This is a genomic window from Rhodanobacter geophilus, from assembly GCF_040812275.1.
Classification (GTDB): domain Bacteria; phylum Pseudomonadota; class Gammaproteobacteria; order Xanthomonadales; family Rhodanobacteraceae; genus Rhodanobacter_A; species Rhodanobacter_A geophilus.
In genome coordinates this window covers 394,580-414,428 of the sequence record NZ_JBFOHL010000001.1, presented here as the reverse complement: position 1 = coordinate 414,428, position 19,849 = coordinate 394,580, and the positions used below count along the sequence as shown (strand labels likewise).

The 19,849-nt window shown below is 68.7% G+C and carries 19 protein-coding genes and 3 pseudogenes; 6 read left to right on the top strand and 16 right to left on the bottom strand.

The annotated features are described in order from the left end of the window. Positions 1–2: 2 nt before the first annotated feature. The 9 genes from ABQJ56_RS01845 to xth form a co-directional block, all read right to left on the bottom strand. Entirely contained in the window at positions 3–719 is a 717-nt protein-coding gene (locus ABQJ56_RS01845) for a glycosyltransferase (protein WP_367843280.1), read from the bottom strand. A gap of 216 nt (positions 720–935) precedes the next feature. Beyond that, a complete protein-coding gene (locus tag ABQJ56_RS01840; protein WP_367843279.1) occupies positions 936–1,799 on the bottom strand; it encodes a ParB/RepB/Spo0J family partition protein in 864 nt (287 codons plus the stop codon). 2 nt (positions 1,800–1,801) lie between these two features. Next, a complete protein-coding gene (locus ABQJ56_RS01835; protein WP_367843278.1) occupies positions 1,802–2,674 on the bottom strand; it encodes a ParA family protein in 873 nt (290 codons plus the stop codon). A gap of 56 nt (positions 2,675–2,730) precedes the next feature. Further along, complete coding sequence (gene rsmG, locus ABQJ56_RS01830; protein ID WP_367843277.1) at positions 2,731–3,366, bottom strand: 16S rRNA (guanine(527)-N(7))-methyltransferase RsmG; 636 nt, start codon at positions 3,364–3,366, stop codon at positions 2,731–2,733. Between the two features lie 249 nt (positions 3,367–3,615). Beyond that, positions 3,616–4,074, bottom strand: a complete 459-nt coding sequence (locus tag ABQJ56_RS01825) for an SPFH domain-containing protein (protein WP_367843276.1) — start codon at positions 4,072–4,074, stop codon at positions 3,616–3,618. A 362-nt stretch (positions 4,075–4,436) separates the two neighbouring features. Continuing rightward, on the bottom strand, positions 4,437–5,270 hold the full coding sequence (locus tag ABQJ56_RS01820) for a pirin family protein (RefSeq protein ID WP_367843275.1): 834 nt from the start codon (positions 5,268–5,270) through the stop codon (positions 4,437–4,439). A 134-nt stretch (positions 5,271–5,404) separates the two neighbouring features. Continuing rightward, positions 5,405–5,908: a DUF2199 domain-containing protein gene (locus ABQJ56_RS01815; RefSeq protein ID WP_367843274.1), complete on the bottom strand. Its 504-nt coding sequence runs from the start codon at positions 5,906–5,908 to the stop codon at positions 5,405–5,407. 26 nt (positions 5,909–5,934) lie between these two features. Then, positions 5,935–6,621: a YecA/YgfB family protein gene (locus ABQJ56_RS01810; RefSeq protein ID WP_367843273.1), complete on the bottom strand. Its 687-nt coding sequence runs from the start codon at positions 6,619–6,621 to the stop codon at positions 5,935–5,937. After that, positions 6,618–7,397, bottom strand: coding sequence for an exodeoxyribonuclease III (gene xth / locus ABQJ56_RS01805; RefSeq protein ID WP_367843272.1), 780 nt, complete (start codon positions 7,395–7,397; stop codon positions 6,618–6,620). The genes ABQJ56_RS01810 and xth overlap by 4 nt, the downstream gene beginning before the upstream one ends. A 206-nt stretch (positions 7,398–7,603) precedes the next feature. Between xth and ABQJ56_RS01800 the strand changes: the two genes are divergently transcribed. Next, positions 7,604–7,813: a cold-shock protein gene (locus ABQJ56_RS01800; protein ID WP_077480516.1), complete on the top strand. Its 210-nt coding sequence runs from the start codon at positions 7,604–7,606 to the stop codon at positions 7,811–7,813. A gap of 60 nt (positions 7,814–7,873) precedes the next feature. On the opposite strand, the gene ABQJ56_RS01795 is transcribed toward ABQJ56_RS01800, so the two are convergent. From ABQJ56_RS01795 to ABQJ56_RS01780, 5 genes and pseudogenes are all read right to left on the bottom strand, one after another. Continuing rightward, on the bottom strand, positions 7,874–8,173 hold the full coding sequence (locus ABQJ56_RS01795; protein ID WP_367843271.1) for a transposase: 300 nt from the start codon (positions 8,171–8,173) through the stop codon (positions 7,874–7,876). 268 nt (positions 8,174–8,441) lie between these two features. Beyond that, a pseudogene (locus ABQJ56_RS01790) lies at positions 8,442–8,654 on the bottom strand (DDE-type integrase/transposase/recombinase); the annotation flags it as partial. A gap of 15 nt (positions 8,655–8,669) precedes the next feature. Beyond that, a pseudogene (locus ABQJ56_RS01785) lies at positions 8,670–9,023 on the bottom strand (leucine zipper domain-containing protein); the annotation flags it as partial. 125 nt (positions 9,024–9,148) lie between these two features. After that, a pseudogene (locus ABQJ56_RS16900) lies at positions 9,149–9,376 on the bottom strand (hypothetical protein); the annotation flags it as partial. Between the two features lie 194 nt (positions 9,377–9,570). Continuing rightward, positions 9,571–12,015 carry a S9 family peptidase gene (locus tag ABQJ56_RS01780; protein ID WP_367843270.1) on the bottom strand — a complete coding sequence of 815 codons (2,445 nt, stop codon included), beginning with the start codon at positions 12,013–12,015 and terminating at the stop codon, positions 9,571–9,573. Positions 12,016–12,148: 133 nt separating this feature from the next. Here ABQJ56_RS01780 and ABQJ56_RS01775 point away from each other — a divergent pair, with 133 nt between their 5' ends. The 5 genes from ABQJ56_RS01775 (at position 12,149) to hemC (ending at position 17,879) form a co-directional block, all read left to right on the top strand. Further along, positions 12,149–14,302 (top strand): prolyl oligopeptidase family serine peptidase, encoded by a 2,154-nt coding sequence (locus ABQJ56_RS01775; RefSeq protein ID WP_367843269.1) that lies wholly within the window; start codon positions 12,149–12,151, stop codon positions 14,300–14,302. A 40-nt stretch (positions 14,303–14,342) separates the two neighbouring features. Next, a complete protein-coding gene (locus ABQJ56_RS01770) occupies positions 14,343–15,011 on the top strand; it encodes an alpha/beta hydrolase (protein ID WP_367843268.1) in 669 nt (222 codons plus the stop codon). A gap of 30 nt (positions 15,012–15,041) precedes the next feature. Continuing rightward, the gene (locus tag ABQJ56_RS01765) at positions 15,042–16,148 is read left to right on the top strand and encodes a sensor histidine kinase (protein ID WP_367843267.1); all 1,107 of its coding nucleotides are present in this window, start codon (positions 15,042–15,044) and stop codon (positions 16,146–16,148) included. A 2-nt stretch (positions 16,149–16,150) separates the two neighbouring features. Beyond that, a complete protein-coding gene (locus tag ABQJ56_RS01760) occupies positions 16,151–16,855 on the top strand; it encodes a LytR/AlgR family response regulator transcription factor (protein WP_367843333.1) in 705 nt (234 codons plus the stop codon). A gap of 94 nt (positions 16,856–16,949) precedes the next feature. Continuing rightward, complete coding sequence (gene hemC / locus ABQJ56_RS01755) at positions 16,950–17,879, top strand: hydroxymethylbilane synthase (RefSeq protein WP_367843266.1); 930 nt, start codon at positions 16,950–16,952, stop codon at positions 17,877–17,879. Between the two features lie 126 nt (positions 17,880–18,005). On the opposite strand, the gene ABQJ56_RS01750 is transcribed toward hemC, so the two are convergent. Both ABQJ56_RS01750 and ABQJ56_RS01745 read right to left on the bottom strand, forming a co-directional pair. Next, on the bottom strand, positions 18,006–18,815 hold the full coding sequence (locus ABQJ56_RS01750; protein ID WP_367843265.1) for a DUF481 domain-containing protein: 810 nt from the start codon (positions 18,813–18,815) through the stop codon (positions 18,006–18,008). 82 nt (positions 18,816–18,897) lie between these two features. Continuing rightward, positions 18,898–19,803, bottom strand: a complete 906-nt coding sequence (locus ABQJ56_RS01745) for a hypothetical protein (protein WP_367843264.1) — start codon at positions 19,801–19,803, stop codon at positions 18,898–18,900. Positions 19,804–19,849 lie beyond the last annotated feature (46 nt).

Genomic DNA, 19,849 nt, shown 5'->3' with positions numbered 1-19,849 from the left:
GATCAGAGCTCCTCGACCTGGGTCACCTTGCCCCGGCGCATCAGCCAGGCTACGCCGCGCAGGTCGGCCAGGCCCACCCACAGGCGATCCAGCATGCCGTACTTGGACACGCCGGCGGTGCGCGGACGATGCCCCACCGGCACGCTGGTGCTCTGGAAGCCGGCGCGCTTCACCAGCGCGGGCAGGTAGCGGTGCATGTGGTCGAAATATGGCAAGCGCAGGAACACCTCCCGCTCGAACAGCTTCAGCCCGCAGCCGGTGTCGGGAGTGGCGTCCCTGAGCATGCGCGAGCGCACCGCATTGGCGATCTTCGAGGAGATGCGCTTGTTGAAGCTGTCGCGCCGCGTGGTGCGCCAGCCGGCGAACAGCTTCACCTCGGGCGCGGCGACGTCGCGCGCGCCGAGCAGCTTCGGGATGTCGGCAGGATCGTTCTGGCCATCGCCGTCCAGCGTGGCGATCCAGCTGCCGCGCGCCGCGCGCACGCCGTTCCATACCGCCGTGCTCTGGCCGCTGCGGGTGACGTGGTGCAGCACGCGCAATTCGGGATGCAGCGCCTTCTGCGCATCGAGCACGGCGCGGCTGTCGTCGCTGGAGTCGTCGTCGACGTAGACCACCTCGTAATCGACCCGGCCGCGCAACGCGGCGGCGATTTCGGCAAGCAGGGGCGGGATGTTGTCGCGCTCGTTGAACACGGGGACGACGACGGAGAGCTGGGGCATGGGGCCAGTCCGGAAACGATCAGCCGACATTATCGCCGATGCAGGTGACCAACGTAGAGAAGCGTGGCGTCTTCCCGTCCGCCCCGAGCGTAGCGTAGCGCACGCGGGGAGCGGCCATGGATGGCCGCAGTTTTGAGGAGCGAGGAAATCGAAGGGCGACCCTTCGACTCCGGCTCTTCGAGCCTACGCCCAGGGCGAACGGTGCCGGGCGGCGGGTCAGCGCAACTTGCCGAGGATGCCCTCGAGCTCGTCGTTGCTGTGGTAGTGGATCACCAGCTTGCCGCGGCCGCCGCGGGCGGCGGCGAGTTCCACGCGGGTGGCGAAACGCTCGGCCAGCTCGCGTTCCAGCGCGGCGATGTTGGGGTCGCGTGGCAACGCGCTCTTCGCCTTGCCCTTGGGCGCGGCCTGGGCGCGGCGCGCCGCCTCCTCCAGCTCGCGCACCGACCAGCCCAGCGTCGCCGCCTGGCGGGCGAGTTGCACGGCGATGGATTCGTCCAGTGTAAGCAGGCAGCGCGCGTGGCCCATCTCCAGCTTGCTCTCGTCGAGCAGCTTCTTGATCGGCTCGGGCATCTCGGTGAGGCGCAGCATGTTCGACACCGCGGCGCGCGAGCGACCCACCGCGTCGGCGGCCTGCTGGTGGGTGAGCTCGAAGTCCTCGATGAGGCGCTTCAGCGCATCGGCCTCTTCCAGCGGGGTGAGGTCCTGGCGCTGGATGTTCTCGATCAGCGCCATCGCGGGCACCGCGACTTCCGGCACCTCCTTCACCAGCGCGGGGATCTCGGCGAGCTGGGCGCGCTGGGCGGCGCGCCAGCGGCGCTCGCCGGCGATCAGCTCGTACTGGTGCTTGCCGATCGCGCGCACCACCACCGGCTGGATCAGGCCCTGTGCCTTGATCGAGGCGGCCAGCTCGTCCAGCGCCTCGTCGTTCCAGTGGCGGCGCGGCTGGTACTTGCCGGGCTGGATCTGCTGGATCGGCAGCGTGCGCAGCTCGCCTTCCTGTTCCAGCACCGGTGCGGCGGCGCCATCGCCGCCGAGCAGCACGTCCAGTCCGCGACCCAGTCCCCGTTTCTTTGCAGCCATGCTCAATCCTGGTGGTTGGCGGCGGGCGCCTTGAGCACCACGCCATGCACGCCCGGTGCGGACGGTTCGGTGAAGTCGGCCGGGTCGCTCGCTTCGACCGGCGCCGGCGGCAGGCCGCGCTCGCGGCGGATGACCTCGCCGGCCAGGCCGATGTAGGCGATCGCGCCGCGCGAACTGCGGTCGTACAGGTGGATCGGCTGGCCGTGGCTGGGCGCCTCGGCGAGGCGCACGTTGCGCGGGATGATCGAGCGCAGCACCTTGTCGCCGAAATGCGTGGTGAGCTGGGCCGAGACCTCGTTGCCGAGGTTGTTGCGCACGTCGTACATGGTGCGCAACAGGCCTTCGATCTCCAGCTTGGGGTTCAGCCGCTGGCGCACCGCCTTGACCGTCTCCAGCAGGCTGGAGAGACCCTCCAGCGCGAAATACTCGCACTGCACCGGGATCAGCACGCCGTCGGCGGCTGTGAGCGCGTTGAGCGTGAGCAGGTTCAGCGAGGGCGGGCAGTCGACCAGGATGGTGTCGTAGCGGCCGCCCACCGCGGCCAGCTGCTCCTTCAGCCGGTGCTCGCGCGCCAGCGTGTCCATCAGCTTCAGCTCGGCGGCGGTGAGGTCGCCGTTGCCGGGCAGCAGGTCGTAATGGCCGTCGGTGGCGACCACCGCGTCGGCGACCGTGGCCTCCTCCAGCAGCACCGCGCAGCCGTTCGGGCGCGCCGCGTGCTTGTCCACGCCGGAAGCCATGGTGGCGTTGCCCTGCGGGTCCAGGTCGACGAGCAGCACGCGACGCTTCGCCGCCGCCAGCGCCGCCGCGAGGTTCACTGCCGTGGTGGTCTTGCCGACGCCGCCCTTCTGGTTGGCGACAGCGATGATGCGTGCCATGTCGTCGATCGTGTGCGCGAAAGGAAACCTAGATTAGCAGGCCGCGTCGCCCGGGTTCAGTCGGCCGTGCGGCCGAGCACCACCAGGCTGCGCTCGGCCTCCAGCCCCGGCACTGCCAGCGCGTGGATGCCGCGCACCGTGTAGCCGGGCGGTACGCCGGGCAGTTCCTCGTCCGGCGCCTTGCCTTTCATCGCCAGCCAGCTGCCGTCCGGTGCCAGCAGGTGCCCGCCCCAGCCCAGCATGTCGGCAAGGCTGGCGAAGGCGCGCGCGGTGATGCAATCGAAACTGCCCTCGGCGTCCTCCACCCGCGATTGCACGGCGCGCACGCCGTCCAGCTTCAGGGCGCGGATCGCCTCGCGCAGGAAGCGCACCTTCTTGCCGTTGGAGTCCACCAGCAGGATCTGCCGGCCCGGCGCGGCGATCGCCAGCGGGATGCCGGGCAGGCCGGGGCCGGTACCGAGGTCGGCCAGGGTCTCGCCTTGCACGAACGGCAGGATCGCCAGCGAATCGAGCAGGTGACGGGTGACCATCTCGGCCGGGTCGCGGACCGCGGTGAGGTTGTAGGCGGCGTTCCAGCGTTCCAGCAGGGCCTGGTAGTCGAGCAGGCGCTCCACCGCCCCGGCGGGCAGGGCGAGGCCGAGCGCGGCGATGCCCTGTTCCAGGCGGGCTTGCAGGGCGGCGCGGGCGGTCATGCGGAATCCTGTAGGGCGGTAGCCGGGCCGGCCAGTATCCGGCAGAACGTTACTTTGCGGTCATCCATGATCGCGAAGATCAAACGGGCGGCCATCCCTGGCCGCACTTTTCAACAAGGCTTGCGATCATCCATGACTGCCAGGATCAAACGGGCAAAAAGGAAAACCCGCCGGTAGGCGGGTTCAAGGCTTGCTTGCGGCCCCTGTCGCGCGGCGCTCTCGGGCGGCCTGCGTGAAGTGCGCGGTATCTCAGGCGAAGTCCAGCTCGACCCGGGTCACCATCACGCCGCGCGGACGCAGCGTGCCGTTGAGACTCTGCTTGAGCTGCCGGCCCAGCTCGCGGCGGTCGCCCGCAGCCACCTCGGCCTCGCCGTGCAGCGCTTCCAGCGCGCCGCGGCGGATCAGCTGGTCGGCCTGCTCGATCACCGCGTCGGCGCGCTCGGGCTCCAGCACCTGCCAGTACACCGTGCCGCGCACGTCGCGCGCATCGGCCAGCGCTTCCTCGAAACGCAGCACGCGACCGCCGAGATCGATGCGGTGTGCCACCCGGTCCAGCAAGGGCAGCACCACGTGGGTACCCGGCTGCAGCAGGCGCACCGGCTTGCCGTGGCGGTACAAGCTGTAGACCTGCCCGTCCGGCACATGCTTCACCGCCATCGCGGCAAGGGCGAACAGGCTGAGGGCGGCAGTGAAGATCAGGGCGAACATGGCTTGAAAATCAGTGTGTTATCTGTTGATTTCTACGATTTGACTGGAGGTTCAGTATACAGCGGTTTGAACTCTGAAGATTAATTTTTATTTAACGCCGATGCGGTGCGCCTTGCAAGCGCCCGTTTCGACCCTCTGTGTCGGCATCGGCCGACTCGCCTGAAGGGCAAGCATCGGCCGTACCAAGCGGCCAGGATGGGGTCATGCACAGCGGGGCACGGCGCGTATCCGCGTCCGCGGTCACACCGTGCCTGCCGATCCCGTCCGCTTTTGCCGTCCCTGCAACCGGCACCGCGGGTGGCGCGATGCCGGCCGGGCCAGGCTCCGACCGACAATGCCGGGGCAGCTGTGGACGCGGCGCGTCAGAACTTGCCGGCGCGGAAGTCGGCGATCGCCTCGTGGATCTGCTCGGGCGTGTTCATCACGAACGGCCCGTAGCGCGTCACCGCCTCGTTGAGCGGACGGCCCGCGACCAGCAGCACGCGTGCCGGCGCCTCACGGCCGCCGATGCGCACGGTTTCGCCCGGCGACAGCACCGCCAGTTCGCTGCGCGCGAGCGGTTCGCCGGCCACCTGGGCATCCGTGCCATCGAACACGTAGGCGAAGGCGTGATGGCCTTCCGGCAACGGAATCTCCAGCTGCGCGCCCGGCTCGACCGCGATGTCCAGGTACACCGGTGCGGTGACGATACCGGCCACCGGGCCAGCGGCGCCGGCCAGTTCGCCGGCGATCACCTTGACGGTGACGCCATCGGCCGGGTGCACCACGGGGATGCGCCCGGGGCCGATGTCCTGGTAGCGCGGCGCGGTCATCTTGTCGCTGGCGGGCAGGTTCACCCACAGCTGGAAACCCCACATCAGGCCGTTTTCCTGCTGCGGCATCTCCGAATGCAGGATGCCGCGGCCGGCGGTCATCCACTGCACGCTGCCGGGCACGAGGTCGCCGCGGTTGCCGTGGTTGTCGCCGTGCTGCATGTGGCCGGCCAGCATGTAGGTGACCGTCTCGAAGCCGCGGTGCGGATGCTCGGGGAAGCCGGCGATGTAGTCGTCCGCGCTGTCGGAACGGAACTCATCCAGCAGCAGGAAGGGGTCGAGCATGTCCAGGCCGGGCTGGCCGATGATGCGCTTCAGCTTCACGCCCGCGCCGTCGGACGTGTCGGTGCCGCGGATGCGGCGGAGGATGCGGCGTTCGCTCATGGCGGTGCTCCGGTGGATGGAATGCCGCCAAGATGCGCGCGTGCGGCACGCTATCCAAGCACCGTGGCGAGAACGGATTGTTCGCGGAAAACAGTAGTAGCGACCCTGAAATACCCTGCTTGCTTCGCCTCCGGCTACCGGATGGCTCCCGTGGCCACCAATACCTCGTGATATCCCTCGTTCGACATGCCTTGCTTCTGCTCGATCGCAAGCGAGTGGTCACAATCCGAAGAAGCAATCACGGTTGGCCGATTTTGAGCCGTACCGAACTGAACCGATACGGCGAGACCCAGTGAGCGGTCGTGGCACGGGATCTCGTTTGCCAGGACGCCGCCGACGGGTGGCTCTGTACGTGCATCCGCCGAGTACAACTCCACGTAACGGAAAAAATCCCGCTCGGAAACTTCAACCCAGATCCCCCAACCATTGCTGCCAGTGAGCGACCGGAAGGGAATGTGCAAGACGCAGCGGATGAAGAAGCGCTCGCCCAGCTGACAGCAATCCGCATCCCAACGGGCTTGCTTTGCCCGATCCGGTTCGGGAATGGCCCACACCGCATCAGGAAGTTTCCAGGCGAAATCCGTAGGTAACCCCTCGTGGGTTTCGCCGCAGGTTTGACACCGGAAGGAGATTGTCATCGGCGAGCGCTCACTGAGTTCGGATTTCAGTGCACCCAGTGCCCGCTGCGGTGGCGCGGCGGCGCGCTGTCGCCGCTTTCGGGCTCGGTGTGCCGCTGCACCATCGCCTCCAGCTCGGCTTCGCTGACGGGCTTGGCCTGCCAGTACTGGTTCACCGCGTCGAGCACGGCGGGCACCTGCGACAGGCACTCGTCGTATTCCTCGTCGCTGAGCTTCTCGAACTCGGCGTCGGCGCTGAGCACGCCGTCGTCCACCGCCAGCGCCATCACCGGGCCGAGCAGTTCCATCAGCTGCGGGTCGTCGGCCAGCCGGCCTTCCCACAGCGCGGCGCGTAGGTCGATGCCGCGGCTGAAACCCTCGCACCAGCCGGCGGCGGAAAGCTGCGGGCCGGTCTCGGTGTCGATCTCGCCGAGGATCGGCTCGTAGGCCTCCACGTCGAGCTCGGCGCTGATCGAGTCGTTGAGCTGGGCCAGCAGCGCCAGCACGCGGTTGCCCTCGGCCTCGTCGGCGAACGGCTCGTGCAGCACCTCGGGCAACCACTCGTCCGGCAGCACCTCCAGCGGGCCCACCGCCAGCGCGCTGAGCAGGCCATGCACGCCGTCCAGCAACAGGCGGCCATCGCCCTCCCGGGTGTGGGCGCGCAGGTAGCGGTCCAGTTCGTCGAGTTCGTTGTCGGTGAGCGAACTGGGCCAGTCGGTCTTGCTTGTATTCATTGGATGTCCAGTTGCAGCGTCACCGGCGTGTGGTCGGAGGGACGCTCCCAGCGCCGCGGTTCGCGGTCGATCGCCGCGGCGCTGGCCGCGGGTTTCAGCGCCTCGCCGAGCAGGATCAGGTCGATGCGCAGGCCCATGTTGCGACGGAAGGCGCCTTGCCGGTAGTCCCACCAGCTGTAATGGCCGCCCGCGGTTTCGAAGAGCCGGAAACTGTCGTGCAGGCCGAGGTCGGTGATCGCCTTGAGCGCGGCGCGTTCGGATGGCGAGCACAGGATGTCCTCGCCCCAGGCGGCGGGGTCATGCACGTCGCGGTCGTCCGGCGCGATGTTGAAGTCGCCCAGCACCACCAGGTTCGGGTGGCGCTCTATCTCGCGGGCGAGGAATTCGCGCACGCGCTCCAGCCAGTGCAGCTTGTAGGCGTATTTCTCGTCGCCCACCGCCTTGCCGTTGACCACGTAGAGATCGACGATGCGCAGGCCGCCGATGCCGGCGGCGAGGATGCGCCGCTGCGGGTCGTCCAGCCCCGGGATGTCGGTGACCACGCCGGCGAATTCGCCCAGCGCCTCGCGCGCGAGGATCGCCACGCCGTTGTAGGTCTTCTGCCCGGAAAACACCGTGCGATAGCCGGCCGCGGCCAGTTCGGCGACGGGGAACTTCGTGTCTTCCAGCTTGGTTTCCTGCAGGGCCACGACGTCCGGCTGTGCATCCGCCAGCCACTGCGTCAGCTGCGGCAGGCGCACCTTCAGCGAGTTCACGTTCCACGAGGCGATCTTCATGCGGATATTGTACGGGATGCCCGTGAACCGCCCGCGGACGGGCTGCCGCCAGCTGAACCGCCGGCGCCCTCGGCCGGCACCGGGGCGCTTTTCCATGTAAGCTCGCCAAGGCAAGGGCCGGGGAGGATCCGGATTCCCTGCTTCAACTCGCGGTCTGGCGCACCTGCATCCGGCCGCAAACCATTCATGTTTCAAGGGTATGTGTCATGTCGGAACGTCAGAGCGGTACGGTCAAGTGGTTCAACGATGCCAAGGGCTTCGGCTTCATCACGCCGGAAAGCGGTGAAGACCTGTTCGTGCATTTCCGCGCGATCCAGGGCAACGGCTTCAAGTCGCTGCAGGAAGGCGAGCGCGTCACGTTCGTGGTCACCAAGGGCCCGAAGGGCCTGCAGGCCGAGGAAGTGCAGAAGGCCTGAGCCTTCGGCACCTCCGCTGCCTCGAAGAGCCCGCCGCAAGGCGGGCTTTTTCTTTGTTCTTCATCCAAGTCCGGAAAATGCATTCCGGATTTTGAGGAAAAAGTAGGCATCAACGCGGTAGCCATACGCGATGCGCTTGACGATCTTAATCCTGTTGTTGATGCCTTGGAGCCGCCCAGTATGCGTTGGCCAATGCACCCGACTGAGGGTGGCGCACCAGTAAGGTCCAGGCATTGGGCGAAGCGCACCAAGGGCGGGATGGCGCTCTCCCGAGCGTGACGTACCCACTGTGTCCAAGCACAGTGCCACGCCCACGCCATGGGGGCGTTCGTTCCACGGCGCCTTGGGTTGTTTCTTCATCACATAAGCCGTCATCAGCGAGTAAAAAGAGACTTCCTCCCTTACGGTTCCGCGGGCCACAGCTTGTGCAGGCCACGCGCAGGCGCGGCACCCGCAACTCCACCGGACCGCCGAAGTCATATGCAGCCACGCTCGAATGTCGTAGTCGTCCAGCTGGACCATACAATCCATCTCGGCCACAACCGACATAGCTACGGGCATAGGCCCATTCGCGCAACGCCGTCTGGATGAAGCGCCCGGTTTTGCCGTTGGTCTGTGGTGTGTAGGGACGCGTTTGGACATGGCGCAAACCAAGCCGATGCAGGAGGCGACGAAAGCAGCGTGAGCGGTAGCAACTGCCGTTGTCGGTCAGCACGCGAGTGAAGCGGATGCCCAGTTGGCGGTTGTAGCTCGGCGCTTCAACCAGCGCCTGACAGGCGCTGGTGCCCTGCTCGTTGGGCTTGATGCACATAAAGGCCATGTGCGAATGGTCGTCGATGGCGACGTGGACATATTCTCAGCCCATCCATGCGACCTGCCGTGGCCGGGTTCCAAGATCCGATACCCCGGAAGCTTGAAGCAGCCAAGCTTCTTGATATCCAGGTGCAGCAGGTCGCCGGGCCTCTCGTATTCGTGACGACCGGCCGGAGCGGCCGACTCCAGAGGCCAACCTGTTCAATCCACTGCGCTTGAGCAGCCGGCCTACGGTGTTCGCGGCCAGCCCCAGATCTCCGGCAATCTGCCGATAGGTCTGGCGTTGCCGCCGTCGTTCAATCAGCGGCGTGATCACTGACTCGGCGGTCGCCCATGGGGAACGTCGGGGGCGCGAGGAGCGGTCCTGCAAGTCTTGTGGACCCTCGTCACGATAGCGACGCCACCATTTCTAGGCCGTCCGCACGCTCACCCGGCCGCTTGGGCGGCTTCTTCCGGACGCAGGCCACCAAGCATCCGCTCAATCACGGTAGGGCTCGACTGCGAGGCGTAAGACGGGCATGTTTATGCAGGTTCATCCGGGGCTCTTGGAGTGCTTGGTTGGTCGCACTTCCAGCATTCCGGGTCAGCCCCGGATGAACAACCCACTGAGAGATCACACCTGGTCGCCAGATCACTTTCCTGGCCGCCTGGCGTAATTAGATCGGCGGTGTGCAGGCGGAAAGTCCGCAGTACATCCACCACATGCTCGAATGCAACGGGGTTGGTGGCGGCAAAAGCGGTAGCGGCGTTGCGTGTTTCCGCAAACTAGATAACGGGTCAGTACATCCGACGACAAGCAGTGTTCGAAGGATCGAGTGAGATCCATGATTTCTGCGTACCCCTCGGACCTTGCCAAGCTCCGAAGCTAGTAGGCACAGACGGACTCTGTAGCCACCTTTCTGCACCGGTAGCCCGCTTGCGCGGACCGCCGGATCATTTGTGCACTACTCTCCTCGCCGCTTCACGCAGGTGTCGAACAACTCGTCGATGCGCCGGTACTCGTCGTACCAGTCGTCGGCGTGCTTGAAGTCGTGACGCTCCAGCGGGTACAGCGAGATCCAGAAGTTCTGCTTGTGCAGCTCGACGAAGCGCTGGTACAGGCGGATCGAGTCGCTGGCCATCACGTTGTCGTCGATCAGGCCATGCTCGATCAGCAGCGGATCCTGCAGGTTGGCGGCGTATTCGATCGGCGAGCTGGCCTTGTAGGCCTCGGGATCGAGCTGCGGGTCGTTGAGGATGTTCGAGGTGTACTCGTGGTTGTAGGTGGCCCAGTCCGCCGGCGGGCGCAGCGCGGCGCCGGCCGCGAACTGGCCCGGCGCGCGCAGCAGCGCCATCTCGGTCATGAAGCCGCCATAGCTGCCGCCGTAGATGCCCACGCGCTTCGGGTCGACGCCGTGGTGCTTCACCAGCCAGGCCTTGCCGTCGAGCAGGTCCTCCAGCTCGGGGTGGCCCATGTTGCGGTAGATCGCGTCGCGCCAGTCGCGGCCGTAGCCGGCGGAGCCGCGGTAGTCCATGTCCAGCACCACGTAGCCCTGCTGCACCAGCAGGTTGTTGAACAGTTGCTCGTGCACGTAGTAGGTGGCCTGCCTGGACACGTCCTGCAGGTAGCCGGCGCCGTGCACGAAGAGCACCGCGGGGCGCGAGGCGGCTGCATCGGTTTCGCCGGCGGGACCATAGTACTTCGCGTAGACCACGCCGGCGCCGTGCGACGAGGGCACCTCGACGAACCGCGGCTGGATCCAGTGGCGTGCGGTGAACACGCTCTTCATGGTGTCGGTGAGCTCGCGCGGCGCGCCGCCGGCGGCGTCCTGCACGGCAAGCTGGCTCAGCAGGTACGGCGCCGAGTGCAGCACGGCGAGCTGGCTGCCGTCGGGCGACAGCGTGTAGCCGTCCACGCCTTCGTATTGCGTGATGCGAGTCAGCGAACCGCCGCTGGAAGGCACGCGGTACACGTCGTAGCTGTACGGCGCGACCTTGTTCGCCAGCAGGTAGAACCAGTGGCCGTCGGGGCTGAGCGTCGGCTGGCTGACCTCGTACCGCGTGTTGTCGGTGAGCGCCTTCGCCTTGCCGTCCAGCGGCTTGGCGTACAGCCGCGACCAGCCGCTGGCCTCGCTGAGGTACCACAGCGTGCGGCCGTCCTTGAGCCAGCCGAAATCGTTGAAGCTCCAGTTGATCCAGGCGTCGTCGTGCAGACGGTCCTGCGGCACCAGCGCGTGCTTCGCGAAGTCGACGCTGGCGATCCAGCGGTCCTTGTTGTCGATCGCGCGCAGCTGCACGGCGGCCTGGTTGCCGTCGTCGCTCCACGCGATGCCGCCGCCGCTGCCGTCGCCGGCGATGGTGACCGGACGCACGGCTGGCGCCTTCAGCGCCTTGGCCTCATCGTCGTGGCCGGCCTTCTGCAGCGCGGCGACGGTCTGCGCGCGGATCGTCTTGAGCGGGTCGTCCCTGATGCCGGGCAGGTTGTCGGTGGCGAGCGGCCACACCTTGTGCGCGGAAAGATCGAGCAGCAGCAGCGACTGCGGCGCGGGGTCGTTGCGGCCCACGTAGTCGCGCGCCTTCTGCACCTCGGTGTAGCCCGAATCGGTGACGTAGTGGATCACGTCCGGCGCCTTGCCGTCGTCGTGATGGGCGGGTTCGGTGACCACCAGCATCCAGCGACCGTCCGGCGACAGCTCGGTGTCGATGGCCTTGACCTTGTCGCCCAGCCAGAACGGCCGCGGCGCGCGGCTGGCGTCGGCGGCGTCCAGCGCCTGCTGCTGCGCGCGGTGCGCGTCGCGATCGGCCTTGATCTCGCGCAGCGTGCTGAAGGTTTCGAGCTGCTGGCGTTCCAGCGCGTCGGGCCGCTGCGCCTGCGGATCGTCGGCGAACTTCAGGATCGCCGCGGGCGCGGCAACCCCGCTGGCGAGGTCGTAGCCGTACCAGTCGTTGCCGTCGCGGAACTGCAGCGTGCGGCCGTCGGCGGAGAATTGCGGCGAGGACTCCGGCTGCGGCGAACGCGTCACCTGCACGCGGCGGCCGCTGGCGAGGTCGACGAGGAACACGTCGCCGTGCAGGATGAAGGCGGCATGCGCATGCCCGCGGTCGTACACCGCCGGGCCCTCGGCCTGCGCCATCGCGGCCGGGGCCAGCTTCGTCGCCGCGCCGCCCGCCGCGCTCACCCGGTAGAGATCGCGCACGCTGTCGCCGTCGTGCTTCAGCGCGTAGTACAGGCTGCGGCCGTCCACGCTCCAGTACGGCGCCTCCACCGGATGGCCGATCCAGTCGGGGCTGGCCATGATGGTTTCCAGGTCCGGCGGTGCAGCGGCAGAGGCCGGCGCCGCCGTCGCGGCAAAGGCGGCCGCGGGCAGCACGGTGAGGGCCACGAGGCCGGCGAGCAGCAGTCGACGCATGGAAGTTCCCGGCGGGAAAACTTCAGGATACCCGGGCGCCGCGGCCGCGCGACCGTTCCTGTGCCGAAAGTCAGGTGCGCAGGTCCGGAGCCGGGATTACTCTCGGAAGCGGTCCCGCGATCGGAGAATCCGCATGCGTCCCGTACTCGTCCTTTCGCTTGCGCTGCTCGCCGGCACCGTGGCCCGCGGCGCCGTTGCCCAGCAAATGCCCGCGCCCCCGCAACGCGACGTGTCGCTGATCGGCGGCCGCATGCCGGAACCGCCCGCCTCGCCCCGCCACGCCGACGCCAGCGTGCTGCATGGCGTCACCGTGGCGGACCCGTACCGCTGGCTGGAGCATTCCGCCGACCCCGCGGTCACGGCCTGGATCAAGGCGCAGAACGCCTACACCGAGCAGGTGCTGGCGACGATGCCGGACGGCAAGGCGATGAACGCGCGCGTGCAGCAGCTGGCGATCACCTCCACCACGCGTTCCTCGCCGCTGCTCGCGGGCGGCACGCTGTTCTACCTGCAGGAAACGCCGCCACAACCGCAACCGCAGCTGATGGCGCAGGCGTGGCCGGATGGCACGCCGCGCGTGCTGGTGGACCTCGACGCGAACGGCGGCAACACCGCGATCACCGGCTACTGGCCTTCGCCCAGCGGCCGCTACCTCGCCTACGGCACCGCCGAGGGCGGCAGCGAGCTCACCACCCTCCACGTGCTCGATGTGCGCAGCGGCAAGACCCTGTCCGACGCCCTGCCCTGGGCCGGCGGCGGCACCACGCCGCAGGGCCTGGCCTGGGATGCGGATGAAAAGGGCTTCACCTACGTACGCTTTCCGCCGCCGCCCGCGGGGCATGAGGTGGTGCAGTTCCACGCTGTGCTGGTGCATCACGTGCTGGGCGAGCCGGCCATGAAGGACGTCGCGGTGTTCGGCAAGGATTACTCCAAGGTGGCCGAATACCGCCTGCTGAGCTCGCCTGGCGCGAAGCAGCTTGCCGTGCTGGCCAACATGGGCGACGGTGGCCCGGCCGAGGTGTGGCTGCGCGAGGGCGGCACCTGGAAGAAGGCGCTGGGCGATGCCGCCGACGTGCGTTTCGCCGACTGGGTGGGCCAGCGCCTGTACGCGGCCAGCTTCGCCGGCGCGCCACGTGGCAAGCTGCTGGCGCTGGATGCGGGCGGCAAGGTCAGCGAGGCGTTGGACCAGCGCGCAGGCGCGTTGCAGCAGGTGGCACCGATCGCCGACGGCTTTCTCGTGGTGCGCAGCTTGGGACCGGACTGGTGGGTGGAGCAGTACGACCATGCGGCGAAATTCGTGCGCCGCCTGCCGCTGCCGGCGCACGGCATCGGTATAGCCGGCATCGCCGCCGAGCAGGGCCAGGATCACGCGCTGATCGACTACGACGGCTGGACGCTGCCCTCGCGTTGGGCCGAGTACGACGCCGGGGCGGGCACGCTGAAGACCGTGTTCGAGGTGAAGCCCGCCGCCGATTACTCGAAGGTGGAGATGCATCGCATCGATGGCACCTCGAAGGACGGCACCAGGATCCCGGTCACCGTGCTGGCGATGAAGGGCATGACGCCGAACGGTGCGCGGCCCGCCATCCTCTACGGCTACGGCGGCTTCGACATTCCCGTGGCACCGCATTTTGCGGGCGCCGAGCTGGCCTGGCTGGAGCGCGGCGGCGTACTGGCCTTCGCCAACATCCGCGGCGGCAACGAGAACGGCGAGCTGTGGCACGAGCAGGGCCAGCGGTTGCACAAGCAGAACGTGTTCGACGACTTCCACGCCGCCGCGCTGGCGCTCATCGACACGCACTGGACCGACCGCAAACACCTCGGCATCCTCGGCGGCAGCAACGGCGGCCTGCTGATGGGCAGCCAGATCGTGCAGCATCCCGGCGACTACCGCGCCGCGGTGAGCATGGTGGGCATCTACGACGTGATCCGCCACGAGACCGAGTTCGCCAACGGCGCCTACAACGTGCCCGAGTACGGCACGGTGGCCGATCCCGCGCAGTTCAAGGCCACGCTGGCCTACTCGCCGCTGCAGAACGTGCAGCCGCGCACCGCCTACCCCGCCGTGCTGATGACCACCGGCGCGAACGATCCGCGCGTGGCGCCGTGGCAGTCGCGCAAGTTCGCCGCCGCGCTGCAGGACGCCACCACGTCGGGCCGGCCGATCCTGCTGCTCACGCGCATGAACGCCGGCCACGGCATCGGCGCGCCGTTCAGCCAGCGCGTGGGCAACACCGCGCTGATGCTCACGTTCTTCGCACAGGAGCTGGACTTGCCGGCGAAGTGAGCAGGTAAGCTTCGCCGACTTTTCCACAGCATCTCACGCCATGTCCGAACTGCTTTCCGCCGTCGAACACGAAACCGCCGCCAGTCCCCGCTACAGCATCATCTGGCTGCACGGGCTGGGCGCGGACGGCCACGATTTCGCGCCTATCGTGCCGGAGCTGGTGGCGGCGGACTGGCCGGCGCTGCGCTTCGTGTTCCCGCACGCGCCGGTGCGGCCGGTGACGGTCAACGGCGGCATGCCGATGCGCGCGTGGTACGACATTTACGGCTTCGACCTGGTGGCGCGGCAGGACGAGGCGGGGATCCGCGCCTCCATCGCCGCCGCCGAGGCGCTGATCGATCGCGAGCGCGGGCGCGGCGTGCCGGACGGGCGCATCTTCCTCGCCGGTTTCTCGCAGGGCGGCGCGATCGCGCTGGCCGCGGGCCTGCGCCATGCCGGGCGGCTGGGCGGCATCGTGGCGCTGTCCACCTACCTGCCGATCGCCGATACGCTGGGCGCCGAGCGCAGCGCGGCGAACGCGGACGTGCCGATCTTCCAGGCGCATGGCAGCCTCGACCCGGTGGTGATCCCGCCCCGCGGCAGCGACAGCCGCGACCTGCTGCAGCGCCTGGGCTACCGCGTGGACTGGCACAGCTACCCGATGGCACATGCGGTCTGCGCCGAGGAAATCGCCGACCTGCGCACCTGGCTGGGCCAGCGGCTGGCCTGAACCGGCCTGGCGCTGCGGCATACTCTGCGCATGCGCTTCGCCCTCCCCCACCCGCACGACGAGCCGAGCCCGCTGCCGGATTTCTGCAGCCTGCCGGTGCTGTTCACCCTGCTGGTGACCGGCGCGCTGGCTGCCACCGTGGTGTGGCTGGCCGCGGGCGACCACCATGACCTCGCCGGCTACAGCGTGGGCATCCTGTTCGTGACCTGGCTGGCGCTGGTGATCGGCGTGGTGCTGTGCCTGCTGCGCGCGTGGTTGCAGCGGCTGCCCGGGCACCTGCCCTACCTTGCCGCGTGGCTGTTGATGATGCCGATCGTGGGGGCGGCGAGCTGGATGGCGCACGGGCTGGACGAAGCCCTGCGGATGGGGCTGCTGCGCGACGGCGCGGCGGGCTTCGTGCGCGACAACGTGCTGATCGCGGCCCTGCTCGGCGCGGCGATCCTGCGCTACTTCTACGTCGCCGCGCAGTGGCGGCTGCGCCTCGCCGCGGTGACGCGGGCGCAGGTGGAGGCGCTGCAGGCGCGCATCCGCCCGCACTTCCTGTTCAACAGCATGAACACCGTGGCGGCGTTGATCCCGGTCGATCCCGTGGCGGCCGAGCGCACGGTGGAGGATCTGGCCGAACTGTTCCGCGCCGCGCTGGGCCAGTACGAGCAGGGCGACGGCACGCTGGGCGAGGAACTGGCCCTGCTCGACCGCTACCTCGCCATCGAGCAGCTGCGCCTGGGCGAACGCCTGCACGTCGAGCGAGAACTGGACGACCTGCCGCGCGAGTTCCCGCTGCCGCGCCTGCTGCTGCAGCCGCTGCTGGAAAACGCGGTGCGCCACGGCATCCAGCCGCTGCGCGAAGGCGGCGTGGTGACGCTGCGCGGCGCGCGTGAAGGCGGCGCCATCGTGATCGAGATCGCCAACCCGCTGCCGCCTTCGCCCGCGCGTGGCGGCAATGGCCACGGCCTGGACAGCGTGCGCCGGCGCGTGGCGTTCCGTTACGGCCCGCGTGCGACGGTGCAGGCCGGGCCGCAGGACCAGCGTTACGTGGTGAGCCTGCGCCTGCCGCTGGAGAGCGGACCGTTGAAGGCCGGGTCGTTGAAGGCCGGGCCGTTGAAGAGCAGGCCGTTGAAGAGCAGGGGGCCATGACGATGCGTGTGCTGATCGCCGACGACGAGCCGCTGGCGCGCATGCGGCTCGCCACGCTGCTGGGCGAGTGCGAGGGCGCTGAACTGGTGGGCAGCGTGGGCGATGGCGAAGCCGCGCTTGCCGCGCTTGGCGAGCTGCAACCCGACCTGCTGCTGCTCGACATCAACATGCCCGGCCTCGACGGCATGGCGCTGGCCGCGCGGCTGGCCGGCCGCGCGCGGCCGCAGGTGGTGTTCTGCACCGCCTACGAGAACCATGCACTGCACGCCTTCGAGCTGGACGCGGTGGATTACCTGCTGAAGCCGGTGCGGCTGGAGCGTCTGCGCGAAGCGCTGCAGCGCGCGCGCAAGCGGCTGGCGGACGCACCGCGCACCGCCACCGCCTGGCTGCACGCGCGCGTGCGCGACGAGCAGGTGCGCGTGGCGCTGGACGAGGTGATCTGCCTGCTCGCCGAAGAGAAGTACGTGTGCGTGCGGCACGCCGGCGGCGAGCTGCTGATCGACGAATCGCTGCGCCAGCTGGAGGAAGCCTATCCCGAGCAGCTGATCCGCCTGCACCGCAACTGCCTGGTGCCCCCCGCCCGCCTGCTTGGCCTGAAGAGCCTGTCCGACGGCCGCGTGCTGGCCCGCCTCGCCGGCACCGACTTCAGCCCCGAGGTGAGCCGGCGCAACCTGCCGGCGCTGCGCAAGCTGCTGCGGATGGGGTGAAGTCGGTCGTGGAGGGCGTCGGTGCGCCGCCGTCGTCTGCGCAGCGGCCGCGGCTTCGGCGACAATGGTGCGAAGAACGGATCCCGGAGCCCGCATGACCCCGAACACCCTGCGCATCGCCACCCGCAAGAGCGCGCTCGCGCTGTGGCAGGCCGAGCACGTGGCGGCGCTGCTGCGCGCGGCCCATCCGGGACTGGCGGTGGAGCTGGTGCCGCTGTCCACCCGCGGCGACGAGATCCTCGACCAGCCGCTGGCGACGATCGGCGGCAAGGGGCTGTTCCTCAAGGAGCTGGAGGTGGCGATGCTGGAAGGCCGCGCCGACCTCGCCGTGCATTCGCTGAAGGACGTGCCGGCCGAGCTGGAGCCGGGTTTCGCGCTGCCGGCGATCCTGCCGCGTGCGGATGCGGCGGATGCCTTCGTCAGCAACGACCACGCCGATCTCGCTGCCCTGCCGCATGGCGCGAAGGTGGGCACCTCCTCGCTGCGCCGGCAGGCCCAGCTGCGCGCCCTGCGGCCGGACCTGGAGCTGCTGGACCTGCGCGGCAACGTGGGTACGCGGCTGGCGAAGCTGGATGCGGGCCACTACGACGCGATCGTGCTGGCCTGCGCGGGACTGGAGCGGCTGGGCCTGGCCGCGCGCATACGCAGTCGTCTCGCCGCGCCGGACTGGCTGCCGGCGCCGGGTCAGGCGGCGATCGCGATCGAGGCGCGCGCCGACCAGCCGGCCACGCTGACCCTGCTCGCGGTGCTGGACGATGCCGACACGCGGCTGGAAGTGGGCGCCGAGCGCGCGATGAACCAGGCGCTGGGCGGCAGCTGCACGGTGCCGGTGGGCGCGTGGTGCACGCTCACCGAACGCGGCCTGCATCTGCGCGGCCTGGTGGGCGACGCGGCCAGCGGCCGCCTGCTGCACGCGCAGGCGGACGGCGAGGATGCTGCGGCGCTGGGCCGTGCGGTGGCGCAGGCGCTGTTCGCGCAGGGTGCGGCCGAATTCCTCGGAACGGGCTTCCAGGCGTCCGAATAACGTGGTGCAACGAAACGGCCCCGGTGTGAACAGGGGCCGTTCGTGGGTGCCGAGAGTTGAAGAGTGCGGCCATGGATGGCCGCCCGTTTGATCCTCGCGATCAGGGATGATCGCAAAGGTGGGCCCTCAGAAGTTGTAGACCAGGTTGGTGGTGGTCAGCGTGTCGGTCTTCTTGATGCCCGGCAGCACGTCGCTGTTGCGGCGCACCTGGAAGCCCACCTTCAACGCCAGCTTCTTGGTCATGTTGACGGCGAGGCCGGCGTCGTTCTGCAGGTAGGTGTTCTTGGAGCCCGCTTCGGTGAGGAACGTATCCTCGAACGAGGTGTTGTCGGTGAGGCGCAGCTTGTAGTTGACCAGGCCGCGGGCCACTGCTTCGTGCTGCACCGGCTGCACCTGCTGGACGGAGACGCCGTTGACTTCCACGGGAAGCGCCGCCGGACGGTATTCCTTGTAACCGGGGCCGATTTCGAACGACAGCTCGTTGCGGGCATCCTTCAGCGCGATGTAGCCGTAGCCCAGCGAGACCACGCCCTGCCACAGGTTGGCGCCGAACTGGTCGTGGTCGTAGCGGGCCGCGCCCACGATGTAGCTGCGCGGGTCGAGCTTGTAGCCCACCGAGGCGCCGCCGTCGTAGCGGTTGGCGGTGGTGTTGAATTCGTTGACGGTGTTGCCGTTCTGGTCGATCACCTTCTGCTGCACCTTGGTGCGCAGCACGTCGAGGAAGAAGCTGTTCTTCCACTGCTCGTTTTCCTGGTTCAGGCCGAGCTTGGCGTTGACGTTCTGCGAGCGGGTGTTGCCGGTGGCGGAGGCGTAGCCGAATTCGCCCGAACCGCTCCAGCCGCCATTGTTGCCGGCGTTGTTGCCGGCATCTTGCGCCTGCGCGGCGAAGCTGGCGGATGCCGCCAGCAGCAGGGCTGCGATCAGGGTCTTGTTCATCGGTGGGGATCCCGTTTCGTTAAACAATTGTAAGGCGGACACCTTAACGGAACGGTTTGAATTTTCAATGAACGTGGCCCGTTCAGGCCGGTTTCGCGCCCGCGGCATCGGCCAGCGCGGTCTCATACAGGTAGCGCTCCAGCAACTGGCCCAGCACGCAGCCGGGTGCAGCCAGTGCGGCAGCCAGCAGGCTGCCGGCGGTGCCGCCCAGCAGCAACGCCGCGCAGGGCAGCGCATAACTCAGCAGTGCCGCCACGAAACGCAGGGAGAAGCGGTTGCGCTTTCCCGCGACGCCGCCGCCGGTGGGCGTATCGGGTTCGCGCAGGGACTGCCACAGCCCGCTTTCGAGCAGGCCCAGGCCGAGCGCCAGCGTCAGCAACAGCAGGAACCACAGATAGGCGGCGCGGCCGCCGTCGAATCCGCCTTGCGCCAGCACGCTCAGCCACAGCCAGAGACCGCCGGTATAGGCCGCGATGGTGATGCGACAGGCCGGCAGCAGGGCGGTTGCACGCTGCAGCGGGGCCGACAGGCAGGCGCGGTCGTCGTGGGTGGCCAGCAGCGGGCTGACCAGGCTGCACAGCATCAGCAGCGCACCGGCCAGCCGGGTGACCCAGAAGCTGTTGTTGCCGTGCGCCAGCCCCGCCACCGCCAGCACCGGCAACCAGGTGGCCAGCGCCATCAGCGCGGAACGCGTGGGACGGTGGCCCGGGCGCGGCAGCCAGCCGTGCCAGGTCGCGAGTCCCGGTACCCGCAGGCAGGCCAGGACCGGGCCGGCGCCCACCAGCACGGCGCCCAACCCCAGCGGGACCAGGGTGCCGCTGCGGCCCAGCCGGCTCAGCCCCAGCAGCAGGGACAGGCCCAGCCACAGCCATAGGCCGTAGCCGCCGGTTGCCAGCACCTGCAGCAGCGCGGCGGCACGGGTCGGTCGGTCAGTCGGCGTCGCCGTGCCGGCGGCGATCGCACCGGGCCACTCGTGGGTGGACTGCATGGATGGGGTACCGTCCGGGGAAGGCGGGGCCTGCAAGTTTAAGCCA